20 protein-coding genes are annotated in these 18,629 nt (G+C 64.8%); 6 read left to right on the top strand and 14 right to left on the bottom strand.

Annotated elements, in window-relative coordinates:
* The first annotated feature begins 26 nt into the window (after nucleotides 1-26).
* Nucleotides 27-593, top strand: coding sequence for a glycosyl transferase (locus M9H71_RS06425; protein ID WP_455404238.1), 567 nt, complete (start codon nucleotides 27-29; stop codon nucleotides 591-593).
* Nucleotides 594-725: 132 nt separating this feature from the next.
* The gene (locus tag M9H71_RS06420) at nucleotides 726-1,652 is read left to right on the top strand and encodes a bifunctional helix-turn-helix transcriptional regulator/GNAT family N-acetyltransferase (RefSeq protein ID WP_455404237.1); all 927 of its coding nucleotides are present in this window, start codon (nucleotides 726-728) and stop codon (nucleotides 1,650-1,652) included.
* A 155-nt stretch (nucleotides 1,653-1,807) separates the two neighbouring features.
* Here M9H71_RS06420 and M9H71_RS06415 read toward each other — a convergent pair whose 3' ends face one another.
* The 4 genes from M9H71_RS06415 to ypfJ all read right to left on the bottom strand — a co-directional run bounded on the left by M9H71_RS06415 (nucleotide 1,808) and on the right by ypfJ (nucleotide 5,093).
* On the bottom strand, nucleotides 1,808-2,560 hold the full coding sequence (locus tag M9H71_RS06415) for a CoA-transferase (protein ID WP_455404236.1): 753 nt from the start codon (nucleotides 2,558-2,560) through the stop codon (nucleotides 1,808-1,810).
* A complete protein-coding gene (locus tag M9H71_RS06410) occupies nucleotides 2,557-3,375 on the bottom strand; it encodes a CoA transferase subunit A (protein WP_455404235.1) in 819 nt (272 codons plus the stop codon). The genes M9H71_RS06415 and M9H71_RS06410 overlap by 4 nt, the downstream gene beginning before the upstream one ends.
* A 110-nt stretch (nucleotides 3,376-3,485) precedes the next feature.
* Nucleotides 3,486-4,034, bottom strand: a complete 549-nt coding sequence (gene moaB, locus M9H71_RS06405) for a molybdenum cofactor biosynthesis protein B (RefSeq protein WP_455404234.1) — start codon at nucleotides 4,032-4,034, stop codon at nucleotides 3,486-3,488.
* A gap of 141 nt (nucleotides 4,035-4,175) precedes the next feature.
* Nucleotides 4,176-5,093, bottom strand: coding sequence for a KPN_02809 family neutral zinc metallopeptidase (gene ypfJ / locus M9H71_RS06400; protein WP_455404233.1), 918 nt, complete (start codon nucleotides 5,091-5,093; stop codon nucleotides 4,176-4,178).
* 371 nt (nucleotides 5,094-5,464) lie between these two features.
* Between ypfJ and M9H71_RS06395 the strand changes: the two genes are divergently transcribed.
* Entirely contained in the window at nucleotides 5,465-6,595 is a 1,131-nt protein-coding gene (locus tag M9H71_RS06395; RefSeq protein WP_455404232.1) for a DNA methyltransferase, read from the top strand.
* Between the two features lie 104 nt (nucleotides 6,596-6,699).
* Here M9H71_RS06395 and M9H71_RS06390 read toward each other — a convergent pair whose 3' ends face one another.
* The 7 genes from M9H71_RS06390 to M9H71_RS06360 all read right to left on the bottom strand — a co-directional run bounded on the left by M9H71_RS06390 (nucleotide 6,700) and on the right by M9H71_RS06360 (nucleotide 14,144).
* Complete coding sequence (locus M9H71_RS06390; protein ID WP_455404231.1) at nucleotides 6,700-7,065, bottom strand: cytochrome b5 domain-containing protein; 366 nt, start codon at nucleotides 7,063-7,065, stop codon at nucleotides 6,700-6,702.
* Nucleotides 7,062-8,324, bottom strand: a complete 1,263-nt coding sequence (locus M9H71_RS06385) for a ferric reductase-like transmembrane domain-containing protein (protein WP_455404230.1) — start codon at nucleotides 8,322-8,324, stop codon at nucleotides 7,062-7,064. The genes M9H71_RS06390 and M9H71_RS06385 overlap by 4 nt, the downstream gene beginning before the upstream one ends.
* A gap of 4 nt (nucleotides 8,325-8,328) precedes the next feature.
* On the bottom strand, nucleotides 8,329-8,640 hold the full coding sequence (locus M9H71_RS06380) for a hypothetical protein (RefSeq protein WP_455404229.1): 312 nt from the start codon (nucleotides 8,638-8,640) through the stop codon (nucleotides 8,329-8,331).
* A 235-nt stretch (nucleotides 8,641-8,875) separates the two neighbouring features.
* Entirely contained in the window at nucleotides 8,876-9,529 is a 654-nt protein-coding gene (locus M9H71_RS06375; protein WP_455404228.1) for a DsbA family protein, read from the bottom strand.
* 73 nt (nucleotides 9,530-9,602) lie between these two features.
* A complete protein-coding gene (locus M9H71_RS06370) occupies nucleotides 9,603-12,827 on the bottom strand; it encodes an efflux RND transporter permease subunit (RefSeq protein ID WP_455404227.1) in 3,225 nt (1,074 codons plus the stop codon).
* Nucleotides 12,824-13,822 carry an efflux RND transporter periplasmic adaptor subunit gene (locus tag M9H71_RS06365; RefSeq protein WP_455404226.1) on the bottom strand — a complete coding sequence of 333 codons (999 nt, stop codon included), beginning with the start codon at nucleotides 13,820-13,822 and terminating at the stop codon, nucleotides 12,824-12,826. The genes M9H71_RS06370 and M9H71_RS06365 overlap by 4 nt, the downstream gene beginning before the upstream one ends.
* A gap of 16 nt (nucleotides 13,823-13,838) precedes the next feature.
* The gene (locus M9H71_RS06360) at nucleotides 13,839-14,144 is read right to left on the bottom strand and encodes an ArsR/SmtB family transcription factor (protein ID WP_263990747.1); all 306 of its coding nucleotides are present in this window, start codon (nucleotides 14,142-14,144) and stop codon (nucleotides 13,839-13,841) included.
* 113 nt (nucleotides 14,145-14,257) lie between these two features.
* Here M9H71_RS06360 and M9H71_RS06355 point away from each other — a divergent pair, with 113 nt between their 5' ends.
* Nucleotides 14,258-14,461: a YgaP family membrane protein gene (locus tag M9H71_RS06355; protein ID WP_013500959.1), complete on the top strand. Its 204-nt coding sequence runs from the start codon at nucleotides 14,258-14,260 to the stop codon at nucleotides 14,459-14,461.
* A 199-nt stretch (nucleotides 14,462-14,660) separates the two neighbouring features.
* On the opposite strand, the gene M9H71_RS06350 is transcribed toward M9H71_RS06355, so the two are convergent.
* From M9H71_RS06350 to M9H71_RS06340, 3 genes are all read right to left on the bottom strand, one after another.
* Nucleotides 14,661-15,056 (bottom strand): NifB/NifX family molybdenum-iron cluster-binding protein, encoded by a 396-nt coding sequence (locus tag M9H71_RS06350; protein ID WP_263990746.1) that lies wholly within the window; start codon nucleotides 15,054-15,056, stop codon nucleotides 14,661-14,663.
* Between the two features lie 249 nt (nucleotides 15,057-15,305).
* Nucleotides 15,306-15,839: a ubiquinol-cytochrome c reductase iron-sulfur subunit gene (gene petA, locus M9H71_RS06345; protein WP_230767334.1), complete on the bottom strand. Its 534-nt coding sequence runs from the start codon at nucleotides 15,837-15,839 to the stop codon at nucleotides 15,306-15,308.
* A gap of 88 nt (nucleotides 15,840-15,927) precedes the next feature.
* A complete protein-coding gene (locus M9H71_RS06340; protein WP_455404225.1) occupies nucleotides 15,928-16,518 on the bottom strand; it encodes a PadR family transcriptional regulator in 591 nt (196 codons plus the stop codon).
* A gap of 302 nt (nucleotides 16,519-16,820) precedes the next feature.
* Between M9H71_RS06340 and M9H71_RS06335 the strand changes: the two genes are divergently transcribed.
* Together M9H71_RS06335 and ccoG are read left to right on the top strand one after the other, a co-directional pair.
* A complete protein-coding gene (locus tag M9H71_RS06335) occupies nucleotides 16,821-17,021 on the top strand; it encodes a hypothetical protein (RefSeq protein WP_455404224.1) in 201 nt (66 codons plus the stop codon).
* A 121-nt stretch (nucleotides 17,022-17,142) separates the two neighbouring features.
* A complete protein-coding gene (gene ccoG / locus M9H71_RS06330; protein WP_455404223.1) occupies nucleotides 17,143-18,585 on the top strand; it encodes a cytochrome c oxidase accessory protein CcoG in 1,443 nt (480 codons plus the stop codon).
* Nucleotides 18,586-18,629 lie beyond the last annotated feature (44 nt).

The following is an 18,629-nucleotide window of genomic DNA, read 5'->3' as shown; positions in this document are numbered from 1 at the left end:
TGTCGTCGTAGGGTCACCCGCCGAACATGTTGAGCGTGATCGTTTCCACCGAAGGCGTCGAGCGGACCGCGGTTGCGACGCTGGCGTCGCTGGTCCCCGGCGCTGCGGCCGGCGTAGTCAGCGACGTGACGTTGGTCGATCGCGGCGGCAGCGACACCATTGCGCGCGTCGCGGACGTGGCCGGCTGCAACTACCTGGCATTCGACGGCGATCGCGCCGAAGCGCTCGCCGCTGGAGCTCGGAAGGCACGCTCCCCGTGGCTGATGTTTCTGCATGCCGGCGCCGTGCTCGATCCCGGCTGGATCGAGGAGACCACGCAGTTCATCGAAGGCGTCATGGCCAGCGGCCATCCGCGCGCGGGCATCTTCCGTTATGCACGGTCGCCTTATGCACCCACCGGCTGGCGCGAGAGCCTGTCAGCGATGATCCGCAGCTTCTCCAGCTCCGGTGCGAATCAGGGCCTGGTGATCGCCCGCGACCATTACGACCGGCTCGGCGGCCACGCCGGGCGCGGGGCCGAAGCCGCCCTTCCGCGCGAGCTCGGCCGGTCGTCCCGCACCCTGCTGCGCAGCCGGGTCATCCTCGCCGCCTGATTGAGCCGTCCAATATCGACCGAACCCGCCGATCCATATGCTTGCCTTCGGCAACCATTTAGTTGACGAAAGCAATCATATCGGCTTGGATTATTCCGTCGCAGGTATGGCGATGGGAAGAGCAGCAGACCAGTGCAACAGGATCTGAAGAACGACGAGACGGTCGAAGCCGTCCGCGCCTTTAACCGCTTCTACACAGCCCGCTTGGGCGTGCTGGAGCAGCATCTCTACGCGAGCCCCTATTCGCTGACGGAAGCGCGCGTGCTGTACGAGCTGTCGCAGCGCGAGCATGTGACGGCGACGGAGATCGCCGCCGAACTCGGCATTGATGCCGGCTATCTGAGCCGGATCATCCAAAGCTTCGACAAGGCCGGGCTGATCAAGCGCACACCGTCCGCCGCCGATCGTCGCCAGCATTTGCTGTCGCTGACCGCCAAAGGCCGCGCCTCCTACGCCAAACTCGAGCGGAGTTCACAGCAGGACGTCAGCCGGATGCTCTCGGTGCTGGAGGCGGACGACCGCGCCGAAGTCGCCGCCGCGATGGCGACGATCCAGCGCACGATGTCGTCGGCTCAACAGCCGCCGCCGATTCTGCGCGAGCCGCGGCCCGGCGACATCGGCTGGATCGTCCAGAGCCATGGCGCGATCTATGCGGCCGAATATGGCTTCAACGCTGCATTCGAAGCGCTCGTGGCACAGATCTGCGGCGACTTCCTGGCGAAGAACGACCCTGCGCGCGAACGCTGCTGGATCGCCGAATACAAGGGCGTCCCGGCCGGCTCACTGTTTCTTGTCGACGCCGGCGACGGCATGGCCAAGTTTCGGTTGTTGCTGGTGACTCCGCAGGCGCGCGGTCATGGCCTCGGCAAGCGCCTGGTCGATGAAGCCATCGCGTTCGCCCGTCGCTCCGGCTATCGCGGCATCACGCTGTGGACGCAAGGCGTCCTGGTCACCGCGCGCAACATCTATCAGCGGGCGGGATTCGAGCTGGTCGGGACCGAGCCGCACACGATGTTTGGCCCGGAGATGCTCGGCGAGACCTGGGAGCTGAGGCTGTGAATTCTGCGCGTCGCGAGGATACGCGGCGCGTCACTGCAGAGCTGATCGCCTTCCACGCCCGGCGTGGAAGGCGCAGCGAGGCGCCGCAATGGTTGCAATGCTACGGACCGTGTTCGACGGCCTGCGCTTAGCACTCCATCGGCTGAAGCAGATCCTCAGGCAGCCCGATCCGCCACCAGCGTTTCTACAAACTGCGGGTAGCACTCGGCGAGCTCGTCGGTGACGCGGCCGCGCAGCAACCCCAGCGTCTCCGCATCCGGCTCCGGAGTGAACGGCACCTGCGCGGGCGCGTCGTAGTCGAAACCGGTGGCGGCACGGATCTCGTCTGCCGAGCTGCCCCGATGCACGCTGCGCAGACCGAACCGCTTGCGCTGCTTGTCGAAGCCAAACAGCGCCAGCCCGGTCAGCAGCGCGTGCGGACCGCCGCATCGATAGACGCGCTCGCTGGCGCCCGGAGCGCTGACGAAATCGACCTTGTCGACCAGGACGCGGGGCGAGTGCTCCTCGCGAAACAGGATCACCCGCGGCACCAGATAGTACATGAACGCCGAACCGAACGAGCCCGGCCAGCGCACGCTGCTCGCCGGATAGTCGCCGGTGCCGACCAGGTTGATATTAGCCTGGCCGTCGATCTGGCCGCCGCCGAGGAAGAACGCGTCGATCCGGCCTTGCGCGGTGGCGTCGAACAGCTCGAACGCGCCGTTGGTGAAGAAATTATGCTGACGCGAGCCGAGCACGATCACCCGGACCGGATCGCGGCCGCGGCGCTCGTTGCGGGCGCGCAGCAGCATGGCGCCAGCGGCCGGGATCGGCGAGGAGGCACCGACCGCGACGGTGCGAACGCCGTCGAGCAGATCGGCGATGGTGGCGATCAGGATTTCGCGCGACGTCGCAGGTGCCGTGCTCATGCCACCGCCTCGAACTTCTGGGCGAAGCCCTGCATATAGGCGGCAAAGCCCTCGGCCGAGCGCGCCATCTTGGCGTAGCGTGCGACCTCCGCCGAGTCGATATTGTATTCGCCGGCGAGGCTGAGCGGCCAGGCGCCGTTCTTGGCTTCGGCGATTGCGCCGACATACAGCGCCGGCAACACACCGGCGGCGGCGTTCTCGTCCGCCAGCAGCGAGGTCTCGACGATGCGCTCGACCGTCACCAGCGTGGTCTTGGCCGCATAGGCCATCGCGGCGAGTTCGGTCTGGCGGCCGATCCGGACGTTACCGAAGCGGTCGGCCTCCGGCGCGTGGAACAGCGCGACATCCGGTCGGATCGCCGGCACTACCACGATCGGATCGTCCGGCGCATAGGGATTGTCGATCACCTTCCAGTCGTCGCGCGCCTCCAGAATATCGCTGCCGATGATGCCGCGGATCGGCATGAACGGCACGCCCTTCTGGCCGGCGACCAGGCCGGCGAGGATCGCCGGACAGGTTGCGTCCTTGATCGCGAAGGCGCCGCTGCGAATACCGTCGGCGAACCGCGGCGCGCCGCCGGCTTCGCCGAGCGTGATCGCACTGGTCTCGACGGTGCCGACCAGGCCTTCGCCGATCAGCATGTCGGCCTGCAGGCCGCTGATCGGGATGCAGACGAGGTGCAGATTGCGCGGACGGTTGGCGATGATGGCCGCAGTCGCGGCCATGGCGACGCCGCTGGTATCGGACGGCACCGCCACCGTCATGCCGTCGCGGATCTGCGCCGCGAGCGCCTCGATCGATACGATCTGGCCCAAAACATCCTCCCATCGTCGCGGCGCATTGTTGCGCCTTGTGCTTGGCGACGATGGTTTCGCGGTGAGCCCAGACTGTCAAGCCACGCCGGCGCGAAGCCGATGTGCGGCGCTCAACTCTTGCCGCGGCGCAGATGCTCGTCGAGCCGCGGCATGATCTCGACGAAGTTGCACGGCCGCGTCCGAAAATCGAGTTGCGCGGCCAAAATGCCGTCCCAGCCATCGCGGCAGGCGCCGGGCGAGCCGGGCAGACAGAAGATGTAAGTCGCGCCCGCGACGCCCGCGGTAGCCCGCGACTGGATGGTCGAGGTGCCGATCTTGGCCCAGCTCATCATGTGAAACGCGATCGAGAAACCGTCCATCCGTTTTTCGAACAGCGGCTCGACCGCCTCCGGCGTGATGTCGCGACCGGTGAAGCCAGTGCCGCCGGTGGTGATGATCGCATCGATTCCGTCATCGGCAATCCAGCGCCGGATAATCGCGCGGATGTTCTCGACATCGTCGGTAACGATCTCCCGCGCCGCCAAGCTGTGCCCCGCCCCGCTCAGCCGTTCGACCAGCGTCGCCCCCGACTTGTCGTCGTCCAGCGAGCGCGTATCGGACACTGTGAGCACCGCGATGTTGAGCGGGATGAAGGCTTTGGGTTGAGTGACGGATGCCATCGTCAAGTTCCTGCGTCATTGCGAGGAGCGAAGCGACGAAGCAATCCAGAAGCTACGTGCACAGCCCCTGGATTGCTTCGCTTCGCTCGCAATGACGGATGCTTCTGTTGCAGTCAATCTGCAGACTTCGATCATATCAACCTACAGCCGCTCCGCCGCGAAGGTGTTGCAGGATTGAATGGTGCCCTGCTGATAGCCGGTCATGAACCAGCGTTTGCGCTGCGCTGCGGAGCCGTGGGTGAAGGAGTCCGGCACCACTTCGCGGCCGGCGCGGCGCTGCAGGGTGTCGTCACCGATCGCCGCCGCAGTGGTCAGGGCGGCATCGATGTCTCCGTCTTCGAGGAAATTCGGACGCTTCTTCTTTTCGCGATTGACCCAGACGCCGGACAGGCAATCGGCCTGCAATTCGACACGCACCTGGAGCCCGTTGGCCTCGGCGCCGTCGCCGTATTGCCTCTGCTTCTGCGTCACCTTGTCGAGAATCCCGAGCTGATTCTGGACATGGTGACCGACTTCATGGGCGATGATGTAAGCGGCGGTGAACTGGCAGGCCGAGCCGGAGCAGCCGCGGAAGCGGGTCTCGACCTGCTTGAAGAACGAGGTGTCGATGTAGATCTGACGGTCAGGTGGACAATAGAACGGCCCCATCGCAGCCTGCGCCATGCCGCAGCGTCCGCCATTGGTGCGGCCGCGGAACAGCACGATCTTCGGGCCGACATACTTCTGACCGCTGTCCTTGAAGACCTCGGTCCAGCGATCATCGATCTCCCCGAGCACGCCGGAAATCATGCTGCCCATTTCGTCGGTCGGAGCGCCTTCCTTGCCGGAACGGCTACCGGTCTGGTGTTGCTGCGTCGAATTGGAAATCATCTCGGCGCCGCCGATCAGCAGACGCGGATCGATGCCGAGCGCCCAACCGACGATGCCGAGCACAACGATGGTGCCGACGCCGAGGCTCCCGCCGCCCATCGGAAATCCGAAGCCGCCGCCACCACCGCCGCCATCTTGATCCCGGCGGTCGTCGATATTGTCGCTGCGACGGAAATCATCGAAACGCATCAGCCTGTCCTCGGTTTGGCTCGAACCGGCGATCTGCGCCGGCCATCACGTTGCAGCCGATCTGGAAAAATCGGCGACAATTAGCATTAACCCGCCCGGCAAATATTGCCTAGTGCCGAACACCGCCGCCGGACCAACACTGACGCGCGCCCGAGCCGAACCGTCCGTGCGAAATCACCGAAGATAGCCACACCGCCAGTTCCCTCCATCGAGATGCCGGCAAAGAGAACCGCTCTGACCTGTGTTCGTTCCTTGGTCACCAAACTGCGATCCAATTAAGTCGATTTTTACTTTGCCACGGCAATGTGTCGCCAGTCGGTTGTTTAGTCCCGCGTCTCCGACGGCGTCACATGAGTCAGGTTAGTTGAGTCATGGTAGTGTCGCGTCGCGGGGCGTCTGCAAAGGCGCCCCGCACTCAATTTGAATACGAACTCGAGAGCAAAATCATCGTCGGCGATTGCATCGCCGAGATGGAAAAGCTCCCGCCCAAGTCGGTTGATCTGGTGTTCGCCGATCCGCCGTACAATCTGCAGCTCAAAGGTGCGCTGAAGCGTCCCGACGAATCGGAAGTCGACGCCGTCGACGACGATTGGGACAAATTCGCGTCCTTTGCGGCCTACGACAACTTCACCCGCGCGTGGCTGCTCGCCGCGCGGCGGATCATGAAGCCGTCGGCGACGCTGTGGGTGATCGGCTCCTATCACAACATCTTCCGCGTCGGCACGATCATGCAGGACCTCGGGTTCTGGGTGCTCAACGACATCGTCTGGCGCAAGTCGAATCCGATGCCGAATTTCCGCGGCCGTCGTTTCACCAATGCGCACGAAACGATGATCTGGGCCGCGCGGGACGAGAACGCCAAGGGCTACACCTTCAACTACGATGCGTTGAAGGCCGCCAACGAGGACGTACAGGCGCGCTCGGACTGGCTGATTCCGCTGTGCACCGGCGACGAGCGGCTGAAGGGCAAGGACGGCAAGAAAGTGCACCCGACGCAGAAGCCCGAACAGCTTCTGGCGCGCGTGCTGCTGAGCTCGTCCAAGCCCGGCGATCTGGTGGTCGATCCGTTCAACGGCACCGGTACGACGGGTGCCGTCGCCAAGCGTTTGCGCCGGAACTACATTGGCATCGAGCGCGACAGGACCTATGCGGACGCCGCGCGTGCGCGGATCGACGCGATCGAGCCGTTGCCGGACGATACGCTCAAGCCCTTCGTCACCGCCCGCGATGCCCCGCGGGTGGCTTTCTCCGAACTGATCGAGCGCGGCATGATTTCGCCGGGCGCCCGGCTGGTCGATTCGAAGAAGCGGCACGGCGCGCTGGTGCGGGCCGACGGCGCCATCATGCTGGGCGACAAGGTCGGATCGATCCATCGGATCGGCGCGATGGCCCAAGGCTCCGAAGCCTGCAACGGCTGGACGTTCTGGCACGTCGAGACCAGCAAGGGCCTTCGGCTCATCGACGAGCTGCGCGCCGAGATCCGCAGCATGATGATTGTCTGACGAATCAGAGAGCTCCGGTGCTGATCGAATCGGAACCGGAGCTCTGATTTCAGTTTGTCGCGTTGCCCGAACGCGAACCGGTATCCAGTTCGCTGGCAAACACTTCAGCTTCCGCCGACGAATCGCCCGATTCGATACTTCGGCAGCAGCGCGTCGGCTTCGGACGAGTGCTTACGGCCTTTGGTCTTGGTATCGTAAGCCTCGGTCGCTTCCTTGCCGCACCACGGTTCGATGATCGTCGGCCGCGACGGATGGTCCGGCAGATACTCCGTCAGGTCGTAGACGCTGCCGCGAATCGCCATCCAGCAATCATCCGGCTTGGAATGCCGGGCGAGTTCGGCGATGCCGATGTCACGCTCGGCGGCCGTCGCGGTTTGCTCGGAGCCCGGTGCCAGCAGATTACCGATCCAGAAGCCGGCGACGGCCATCCAGAACGTGGCGGTCGAGACGTAGAACAGCTTGCGCATCATCTGAACTCGAAGTTTTCGTAGTGAATGTGCCGAGCGGCAACGCCGCGGGCGGCAAGCACCGGTGTCAGTGCGGCGACCAGACCTTGCGGCCCGCACAGATAGCATTCGACGCCTGACAATTTGCTGTCATCCGGCAACAAGGCGTCGAGATCCGGCAGACGGTCGCCGGTCGCGACGGCGTGCAGGGTGAAGTTCGGATCCGAATTCGCAGCCTCCCGCAATTCCGGCAGGAACGCGGCGTCGGCCTCGGAGCGAAACAGATAGAGCAGCCGCGTCGGCTGGGTGAGCGCCCCCGCGTCGAGCAGCGCCATGAACGGGGTGACGCCGATTCCGCCCGCGATCCAGAGCTGGGGCACCGCATGGCCCTGCTCGACGAAGCCGCCGAAGCCACCGATCACACGGGCCGCGACTCCGGCTTCGATCGCCAGCATCCTGCTGGTGCAGTCCCCGAGCGCCTTGATCGCCAGATGCAGCTCATCCGCGGCGCGAATGGCACTGACGGTGAACGGATGGAACTCGCCGCAGCCGCGATAGGAACGGCCGTTTCCAAACGCCACCAGCACGAACTGCCCCGGCGAAACCATCGCGGGTTCGGCGAGGGGCCGTAACGCAACCTCGACCGAGCGCTCGGCAAGCGCCCGCGCCGACGTGACGACATAGGGCCGGGCGGCCAATCCGAGATCGCCACGGAGCAACCGCCAGCCGAGAATTGCAGCCGCCACCGCCAGGATCGGCAGCACCGGCTCGTCGATGCCGAGCAGAATCAGGTGGAGCAGCCCGACCAACACGCCGATCCCAAGCAGCGCATGCAGCCAACGCCAGGTGCCGTAGCGGATACGGCGGATGAATGTGGTGACGAGACCGGCCATCAGGAGAAGCAGCCCGAGCCAGCCCGACCACACCGGCCAGCTCTCGGTAAACGGCGACAGCGTCTGCCACGCGATCCGCCCCGATGGCAGATTATTGGCGGCGAGCAGCAACGGATGCAGCAGCAGCAACACATACGCGGCGACCCCGGTGCCGTGATGCCAGCGATACATCCGCTCCAGACCGCCGAGCCAAGCCGCAAGCCGCGGCTCGCGCAGCATCAGCAGCAGGCTGACCAGCAACAGGCCGCAGCCGAGCCAGCCGGTGACGATGCCGGCGGCGCGGATCGGAGCCAGTCCCTCTGGAAACGCCCAGATCGCGAACCCGGCCGGCACTGCGAAACTCAGCAGCGGGATTAGCCCGGTCCGTAACGCTGATCCGGCGACAGCCACGCGCTTAGTCCGCGCCGGCTTTGAGATGATCGCAGAAATCGCGGCCGCTCCCCGGCAAGTCGAGACCGCGCTCCCGTGCCCTCTGCACCATCAATGCGTGATGTTCGGCACGATAGGTCTCGCAGGCCGAGTAGTCGGTAAAATTGCGAACCCGGGCCTGATGCTCGATCCGCTCCTGCGGCGACATCAGCATCCAGCCGCGGGTGTTGGTCTCGCTGGCACGCCAAGGCGCCGCGGCCGCCGAGTTTCCGCCTGCCACCAGACCGACGACGTTGATCATCACGGCCGCACAGGCCGTCAAGCGGATGCTGAGCATGACCGTCATCCCGCTGCGATGCGACGTCGCAGCTTAGCGTGACCGCAATGGTTGCGATGATGATTCAGATCAAGCAAAGGGTGAGATGGGGCGATTGAATCCGCCCTCTCTCCGTTATGCGAGTGAACTTTCCGTCATTTCGAGCGAAGCGAAGCAATCCAGGCCACAGACGCAGCTTGGATTGCTTCGTCGCTCCGCTCCTCGCAATGACGAGGAGGAAACGCTGACGAACCTATTACTTCTTCTCATTCTTCTTGGCCGCCGCGCGGGCGTCCTTGATCGCCTGCTTGAACAGCGCGACGTCGAGCACGCCGGGCACCCGGAACCGGCCGACGATGAACGACGGCGTGCCCTGGAAACCCAACGCCTTGGCCTGAGCGTCGTTGCGCTGGAGGATCGCCTCGATCGCCGTGCGGTTGGCGTCGAGATCCTTGGTCGCGCGCGCCACGTCGATGCCGCCGGTTTTGAGCGTCTCGTCGAGGTTGGAATCGGTGAGCTTGGAGGGGGCGCCGATCAGCGCCTCGTGCGCTTCGAGAAACTTGCCCTGATATTTGGACGCCAGGACCAGCTTGGCCGCCTCGACCGAGACGCCGCCGAAGATCGGCCAGTCCTTCAGCACCAGGCGGATGTTGCCGTCCTCCTTCACCACCTGTGTCAGGTCGGGAGCCACTTTCTTGCAATAAGGGCAGCGATAGTCGGACCACTCGACGATGGTGATATCGCCCTTGGGATTGCCGGCAACCGGAATCTCGGGGTCGTACAGCACCGCATTGGTCGACAGCACGTCCTCGGCATCCGACGCGGTCGGGGCCGCCAGGACTTTGGTGGCCGCGAGCGCAGGAGCCAGTGCGAGCGCCGCCGTCACGGCCGACCGTCGGGTGATCATCATCGGTTCGAATCCTCAAGACTGCCCCAGGTTCAGGGGGCAGTCTCCTTGTGCCTCGGATCGGACCGCGACGCCATCACTTTGCCGTTGCCGGCGGCGGGGTCGGCGATTTGTCGCGCAGCACAATGTAGATCGCCGGAATCACCAGCACCGTCAGCAATGTCGACGACGCCAGGCCGAACAGCAGCGAGATCGCCAGGCCCTGGAAAATCGGGTCGAGCAGGATCGTCGCCGCGCCGATCATCGCCGCCAGAGCGGTGAGCAGGATCGGCTTGAACCGCACCGCGCCGGCTTCGAGCACGACTTCGCGCAACGGCTTACCCGCACCGCCCGAATGGCGGATAAAATCGACCAGCAGGATTGAGTTGCGCACAATGATGCCGGCGAGCGCGATGAAGCCGATCATCGACGTGGCGGTGAACGGCGCACCGAGTAGCCAATGGCCGATCAGGATGCCGATCAGCGTCAGCGGAATCGGCGTCAGGATCACCAGCGGCAGCTTGAAGCTCTTGAACTGCGCCACCACCAGCACATAGATGCCGAGGATTGCGGCGCCGAACGCCGCGCCCATGTCGCGGAAGGTCACCCAGGTGATCTCCCACTCGCCGTCCCACAACACGGTCGGCTTGGACTCGTCGGACGGCTGACCGTGCAGGCTGATCGCCGGCTTCGGCAGCTTGCCCCAGTCGTGGGACTCGATCAGCTTGTCGACATCGAGCATGCCGTACAGCGGGGCTTCGAACTTCCCGGCGAGTTCGGCCATCACCATGTCGGCGAACCGGCCGTCGCGACGGAAGATGATCGGCGAACCGACTTCTTTTGTGGCCTTCACGAGCTGGCCGAGTTCGACCACGGTCTTGCTGCCGGGCTGCGAATTCGCCGGCACCGGCGTCGAGGCCAGTGCCTCATTCCATTCGAGATCGCGCTTCGGCAGCCCGACCGTGATGGCGATCGGGTTACGGCCTTCGCCGCGATGCGAGTAGCCGATCGATGTGCCGCCGAACAGCGTGGCGATGGTGTCGTAGACGTCCTTCTGCTCGACGCCGAAGAACTCCAGCCGGTCTTGGTCGATCGACAGCCGCAGCCGCGGCCGCGGCTCACCGATCGAATTATCGACGTCGACGATGAACGGCACCTGCTTGAAGATCTTCTCGACCTCCGTGGTGACCGCGCGGCGCGTGGCGGCGTCGGGGCCGTAGATCTCGGCCAGCAGCGTCGACAGCACCGGCGGACCGGGCGGCACCTCGACCACCTTGAGGCTGCTGCCTTCCGGCAGCTTCAGCGCCTGCAGCCGCTTGCGCAGGTCGAGCGCGATGTCGTGGCTGGCGCGGCTGCGCTCGCCACGCTCCTTCAAGTTCACCTGCAGTTCGCCGAGTTCGGGCCGCTCTCGCAAGTAATAGTGCCGGACCAGACCGTTGAAATTGAACGGCGCGGGCGTACCGGCGAAGGTCTGCACCGAAGTGATCTCGGGCAGGCCGCGGGCGATGTCGGCCGCCGCGAACAGCGTACGCTCGGTGTCTTCGAGCGTGGCGCCCTCCGGCAGGTCGAGCACCACGGCGATCTCGCTCTTGTTGTCGAACGGAAGCAGCTTCACCGTCACCGACTTGGTGTAGAACAGCGTCATCGACAGCAGCGTGGCGATGCCGACGCCGAGCAGGAATATCCACGACGCGCGCTTGCTGGCCACGATTGGCGTGGCGAAGCGGCGATACAGCCGGCCGAGCCGGCCTTCGTCGTGGTGATCGTGCGCAGCCATCGCGGCGCCCTGCTTCGGCGCCAGCTTCAGCATCAGCCACGGCGCCACCATCATCGCGACGAAGAACGAGAACAGCATCGCGGCCGACGCGTTGGCCGGGATCGGCGCCATATACGGCCCCATCAGCCCGGACACGAACAGCATCGGCAGCAGCGCCGCGACCACTGTGAGCGTGGCGATCACCGTGGGGTTGCCGACCTCGGCGACCGCCTCGATCGTGGCCTGCAGCCTGGGCCGTCCGTCCTTCATCCCCCAATGCCGGGCGATGTTCTCGACCACCACGATGGCGTCGTCGACCAGGATGCCGATCGAGAAGATCAGAGCGAACAGGCTGACGCGGTTGATGGTGTAGCCCATCAGGTTGGCGGCGAGCATCGTCAGCAGGATCGTGGTGGGGATCACCACCGCGGTGACGATCGCCTCGCGCCAGCCGATCGCGATCGCGATCAGCACCACGATCGAGATCGTCGCAAGGCCGAGATGGAACAACAGTTCGTTGGCCTTCTCGTTGGCGGTTTCGCCGTAGTCGCGGGTGATGGTGACGGCGACATCCTTCGGGATCAGCGAGCCTTGCAGCGTCGCCAGCCGCGCCTTGATGTCGTGCGACACCACAACGGCGTTGGCCCCCGCCCGCTTGGCGAGCGCGAGCGTCACCGCCGGCACGCGGTCCCATTTGCCGCTGGCGTCGCGCGCGTCGTTCCACACCCGGTGTTCGGCCATGTTCGGGCCGATGATCACCGAGGCGACATCCTTGACGTAGACCGGGCGGTTGTCGCGGGTCGAGATCAGCAACAGGCCGATGTCGGGAATGCCCATCAGGGTCTGGCCGGCGGAAACGCTACGCATCGTGCCGGCGTCGCGCACGTTGCCCGCAAGGAACGACCGGTTGGCGTCTTTCACCTTGGCGACGAGCTGCTGCAGCGTCACGCCGTACAGCGACAGCTTCTCGGGATCCGGCTCGACCCGGATCTGCTGCGCGCCGCCGCCGGAGATGTAGGTCAGGCCGATGCTGTCGACCTTCATGAGTTCGGAGCGCAGCTTGTCGGCTAGTTCGTAGAGGTCTTTGTCGGTCCAACGCGCTGCGGCTTCCGGCTTCGGCGACAATGTCAGCACCGTCACGGCGACATCGTTGATGCCGCGGCCGACGATCAGCGGCTCGGCAATGCCGACCGGGATGCTACCGATGTTCGCGCGGATTTTCTCGTGCACGCGCAAGATGGCGTCGTCCGAGGTGGTCCCGACCAGGAACCGCGCGGTGACCAAGACCCGGTCGTCTTCGGTCTGACTGTAGACATGCTCGACGCCGTCGATGCCCTTGACGATCGCTTCCAGCGGCTTGGTCACCAGTTCGACCGCGTCCGGCGCGCGCAAGCCATCGGCATTGATGCGGATGTCGACCATCGGCACGCTGATCTGCGGCTCCTCCTCACGCGGGATTGCGGCGAGCGCAATCAGCCCGGCAATCAGCGAGGCCAGCAGGAACAGCGGAGTCAGCGGCGATTGAATGGTCGCCTTGGTCAGGCGTCCCGAAATTCCAAGATTCACGGCTGCACCAATTTGTCACCATTGCGCAGACCCGAGAGAATCTCGAGTCCGTCGGGCATGACTTCGGTCGGATGTTCGCGGCCGCGCTGGACCGGCACTGCCACGGTCTTGCCGGGCTCGCCGACATGGACGTAGTCGATGCCGAATTCGGTGGAGACGAACTTCGCCGGTATCACGAAGGCCTCGCGCTCACCGCCGGAGATCCACACCCGCAGCCGATCGCCAACGAAATACTGCGGCAGTCCTTCGACAGTAGCGTCGGCGACGACTCGGCCGTCCTCGATCTGCGGATAGACGAGATCGATGGTGCCGAACTTGGCTGCGTTGTCGCCGAACTCGCTGCCGTCGACGCGGATCTTGTCACCCTTCTTGAGAGAGCGCGCGTGCCGCTCCGGCACCCGGAGCCGCAGCTTGTAGTGCTGCTGTGCGACGGTGACGATCGGATCCCCCTGTAGCACCACCGAACCGACGGTGATCATCTTCTTCAGCACACGGCCGTCGTCCGGCGACAGCACCTGACCTTCCTTGAACTGCTGCTGCACCACCGACCGCTCCGCGGTCTTGGCGCGCAGGTTGTTCTCGGCGACGTTGAGCGCGGTACGGGCTTCGTCCAGCTTGGTGCGTGGCAGCGTGCCGCGCTCGACCAACCCCGAGATGCGATCGTAGTCGATCTGCGTCTGGCTTGCCTGCGCCTGCAGCGCCTGGATCTGCGCGTCGAGCGAATTCATCTGCAGCGTCAGCTTATCATCGCCGATGGCCGCAATCTCCTGCCCGCGGGTGACGCTGTCACCTTCTCTTACCTTCAGCGCCACCACAGTGCCGCCGATCCGCGCACGCGCCGGCACCACGCTGATGCTCTCGACCGTCGCGAACACCGCCTTCTCGTCCGAGATCTTGGTTTCCGCGACCGTCAGAGTGTCGGCTGCCTTCGCCGCCGCAGCGCCCATCAGCATCGCGGCCACAATGCCGCCCGTCGTCCATCCGCCCATTCGCATGTCATGCCCTTGCAGGTTAGCGACCCGTCTTCTCGATCGGCTGACCGGGGCAATAGACCCGGTACAGAGTGGTCAACAGTTCACGCGCTGGTTCGCTGGCGATCGAATAGAAGATCGACTGCGCGTCCCGCCGCGCCGACACCAGCCCGTCCTTGCGTAGCAGCGCGAGGTGCTGCGACACGGTCGAATCGCGCAGCCCGATGGTCTCAGCGAGCTCGCCGACCGAACGTTCGCCGCCGATCAACTGGCAGATGATCAGCAGTCGATGCCGGTTCGACAGCGCCTTGAGCAGTTCGCTCGCCGCATCCGCGGCGGCCATCATGGGGTCGGCTGTTATTTTCATACTTGCGTATATACGATTATTCGAATATATCGTCAACACGAAATCGAGGCGGGACCGCGTGGCGGCCCGAATAGTTGGGAAAGGGACAGAGCATGAATCTCGATCAGACCGTACTCGCCTTCGCCGGCACGGTGGTTCTCGTCAGCCTCGCGCTCGGCTGGCTGGTCAGCCCGTATTGGCTGCTGCTGACGGCATTCGCCGGCGTCAACATGATTCAGGCGTCGTTCACGGGGTTCTGCCCGGCGGCGATCGTGTTCAAGAAGCTGGGCCGCCCGGCCGGCAACGCGTTTTCTTGAGCAACCGCGTTTTTATCGAGAGGCGACGGGAACACTCGACCCACTGGAGGCATTGCCGGGCTTCGACCCGGCAATCGATCCTTCGATGATCGCGTATCGTGGAAGGCAGTGGACGCGCGGGCCTTTGCTGCGCCGCTGGGGGTAGCCCCCACAGGCGGCTCGAGCCCGCGCGTGACGTTGTTCGACCGAAAGGTCTGGCTCAGGCCGCGCGCCCGCAATTGCAGTTGCAGCCGCCCTCTTCTTCCTCATCGTCGTCGTGATCGTGCGGCGCTGCCGGCGCCAACGATCCGGCCAGGTAGTTCTGGATCGCGGTGACCGGATCGGTCTCGGACGTGGTAATGGCAACCACGCCGCGCGCCGCCATCCGGCTGAGGAAGCCGGGGCCGGCGCTGCCAGCGATCACCACGCTCACCTTGTCGAGCGGATGCGCTCCGTCTTCCTTGAATTCGTGGATCGACATCTCCTTGGGCAGGTCGAGTCGATCGACCTCCTGGGGCGGACGGCACGGAGCCGCATCGAACACCAGGAAGCGGCGGGTCTTGCCGGCATGGCCGGTCACTGTGCGGAAGTTCTGGCTGGCGACTGCGATCAGCATGGTTGGGGCTTTCGGGAACTGTGAGTGGAGAAAGAGTCGCTCCAGCGGCTTCAACAACGCCGGGCGCGCAGGAGCGACCGATGGATCGTCATTGCCGGGCTTGACCCGGCAATCCATCCTCTTCGCGCGAACTCGGGGACGCGATGACGCGCGCGATGGATGCGCGGGCCTTCGCCACGCCGAAGCGGCGACGGCCGCGCAGGCGGGTCAAGCCCGCGCATGACGAGTTTTACAGGAGCGCCGCCGCGCTCAGGTCTCGCCGATGATGATCTGGCTGTCGCTGGCGAACTTATAGGGCACCAGCGGCAGGTTACGCGGCGCCGGCCCCAGCCGGATGCGTCCCGACGAGTCGTATTGCGAACCGTGGCACTGGCAGAACCAGCCGTCGTAGTTGCCCTGATGCTCGGTCGGCACGCAGCCGAGATGGGTGCAGATCGCCGACACCACCAGCCACTGCTCCTTGCCGGGCTTGACCCGCGCCGAATCCGGCTCCGGATCACGGAAGCTCTGCCAGTCGGCGGACTGCGCCGACTCGATTTCCTTCGGCGTGCGATGGTTGATGAAGATCGGCTGGCCGCGCCAGAACACCTTCACGACCTGGCCTTCCGCAATCGGCGAGAGGTCGACTTCGAGCGGGAAGCCGGCCGCGATGGTGCCGGCATCGGGATTGAGCTGGGACACGAACGGCCACACCAAGGCGGCAGTCCCGACCGCGGCCAAGGCGCCGGTCGCCAAGTACAACACGTCGCGACGGTTCGGCTGTTCAGACGTAATAGCGGTCATCTTCGTCTCCTGAATGTTGCCCGCCCGGCGGATTGCCGCTCCGTCGCGCGGTCGAATGCGTCGTCCAATGATGCGGAACGCTCCGCACCTACGTCTTGCGAAGCTCGCCGGCGGCGCGGGCGAGGATCGAAACGAGCTCTGCTTCGTTGTCCGGGTCTTTGACGATCTGGCGGATCGCGATTTCCCGAAGGTTGTCGAGCGCAGCGCGAAGAAGCGGCGGCAGATCGTTGCCGTCGGCGGCACCATCGCCGTTCTGTTGCCGCATCATCTCGCCGAAGGCTGAGAGGCGATCGAACACCGCGTTCGCGAGCGTCCGGTTGGCCGCGAGGTGCTCACGCCCGTCGTCGGTGGCGACGTAGAGCTTCTTGGCGCCTTCCGGCTGGGCGATGACGTGGCCGGTCTCTTCGAGGAAAGTGAGTGTCGGATACACCACGCCCGGACTCGGGGCGTAGAAGCCGGCGGTCTTCTCCTCGATCATCTTGATGATGTCGTAGCCATGACGCGGCTGCTCGGCGATCAGCGCCAGCGCGATCAGTTTGAGATCGCCTTGCGCCAGCATCCGGCCGGCGCGCATCATCTCGCCGCCGCCCATGCCGCGCCCGCCCATGCCCCGGCGCCCCCACCGGCAGCCGGGCATCCCAAACCCGCAACGTCTCCCGCCGTTGTCGACGCCGTCCATGACGACCTCCTGAAAGATATATCTTACGTAGGCACGGCTTCTGACGAAGTAAAGATATATCTTTCGGATGCGGGCGGTCTTTTCAACGTCACATGGCAAAATGGTGCCAGATTACTTATGTGGTTCTCGGGCCAGCGGTTTTCCGATACTGACCACTTGATCCAGATCAAACTTAGAAGCGAACCAAAATATATCGTCCGGGCACATTCAGATGTTCCCCAGACATTTGAAGCCCGGATGGCCCTTCGCTCGGCCCGGGCCCCAGGGACTGAACAGCCCTGGCAAAGCAACAGGAGAAATTCATGTTCAAGGTTGCGGTTGTGCTTTGGATCATCGGCGGCGCGACGCTCGCCGGCATGTTGATGATCGCGGTGCTCGTGGTGCCGAGCCTGTCCGCACAGGCGATGCACTGGATTCCGATCGCTGTCGGCTGCGGCTTCGTGATCGCGATGCCCGTCTCGTTCCTGGTCGCCCGCAAGATCGCACGCCCGTCGATGCGCTGAACGATTCGATCGGGGCGCCGGAGAACGGCGCCCCGATCCCACCTGCTTGATCCCGCGTGATTTCGCCCGGAGACGGCTTTCCCCTCTCCGGGGACGAAGCTCCAGCGAAAGCCTTCCTCCCATGTCCGAAACCAACATCGAGGGGCCGCTCTACGCGGCCCGCAAGAAAGTCTATCCGCAGGCGGTTCATGGCCGCTTCCGCAGGATCAAATGGGCGCTGCTGGCGATCACGCTGTCGATCTACTACTTCACGCCGTTCCTGCGCTGGAATCGTGGTCCGGGCCTGCCCGACCAGGCGGTCCTGATCGATCTGCCGGCCCGACGGTTCTACTTCTTCTTCATCGAGTTGTGGCCGCAGGAAGTTTACTACTTCACCGGCCTACTAATTCTGGCCGCGCTCGCCCTGTTCCTGATGAACGCGCTCGCCGGGCGGGTGTGGTGCGGCTATTTGTGCCCGCAGACGGTGTGGACCGACCTGTTCTACGCGGTCGAGCGGCTGGTCGAAGGCGACCGCCGCGATCGCATCAGCAAGGACAGGCACGGGCTGACCATGCGCCGTGTCGGCGAGTTGGCGCTCAAGCATTTCATCTGGCTGATGATCGCATGGTGGACCGGCGGCGCCTGGGTGCTGTACTTCGCCGACGCGCCGACGCTGGTGAAGGAGCTCGTCACCTTCCAGGCGCCGATGGTCGCCTATGTCTGGATCGGCATCCTCACCTTCACCACCTACACCCTCGCCGGCTTCATGCGCGAGCAGGTGTGCATCTACATGTGCCCGTGGCCGCGGATCCAGGCGGCGCTGACCGACGAATGGGCCCTCAACGTCACCTACAAATACGATCGCGGCGAACCGCGGATGTCGGTGAAGAAGGCCGAGGTGGTGCGCGCCCACGGCGAAACCGTCGGCGATTGCATCGACTGCCATCAATGCGTCAACGTCTGCCCCACCGGTGTCGATATCCGCCAGGGCCTGCAGCTCGGCTGCGTGCAATGCGGGCTGTGCATCGATGCCTGCAACACGGTGATGAAGCAGGTCGGCCGGCCGCCGGATCTGATCGCCTACGACACCGACATCAACATCCAGCGCCGTCTCGCCGGCAAGACCTCGGTGTATCGCCCGATCCGCGCCCGCACGCTGCTGTACACCGGGCTGATCGTGCTGGTCAGCGCCGTGATGGTGTACGCGCTGGCGACACGCGGCTCGCTCGACATCAACGTGCTGCACGAACGCAACCCGCTGTTCGTGACGCTGTCCGATGGCGGCGTGCGCAACGACTACACCGTGCGCCTGCTCAACAAACACCCCGACGCCCGCGTGATGCAGGTGTCGGTCAGCGGCGTGCCCGGCGCACGGCTGCAGGCGGTCGGAATCGATCCGGACGCCAAGGACCGGCTCGACATCGAAGTCGGCCGGGACCAGACCCGCGAACTGCGTCTCTCGGTGCTGGTGCCGATCGAGCAGGTGCCGACCAAGTCGATCAATATCACCTTCGAGGTCAGGGACCCGCAGACCGGAGAAATGGCGACCTCGGTCGACCATTTCGTGCCGCCGACCTCGAACTGACTGGAACGGCGCGGGGCGGCGCTGGCTGCGCCTCCCCCGCCCGG

The sequence above is a fragment of the Rhodopseudomonas parapalustris genome, from assembly GCF_053772255.1.
Note: the sequence above shows the minus strand (reverse complement) of the source record. Positions and strands in the feature narration are given on the sequence as shown.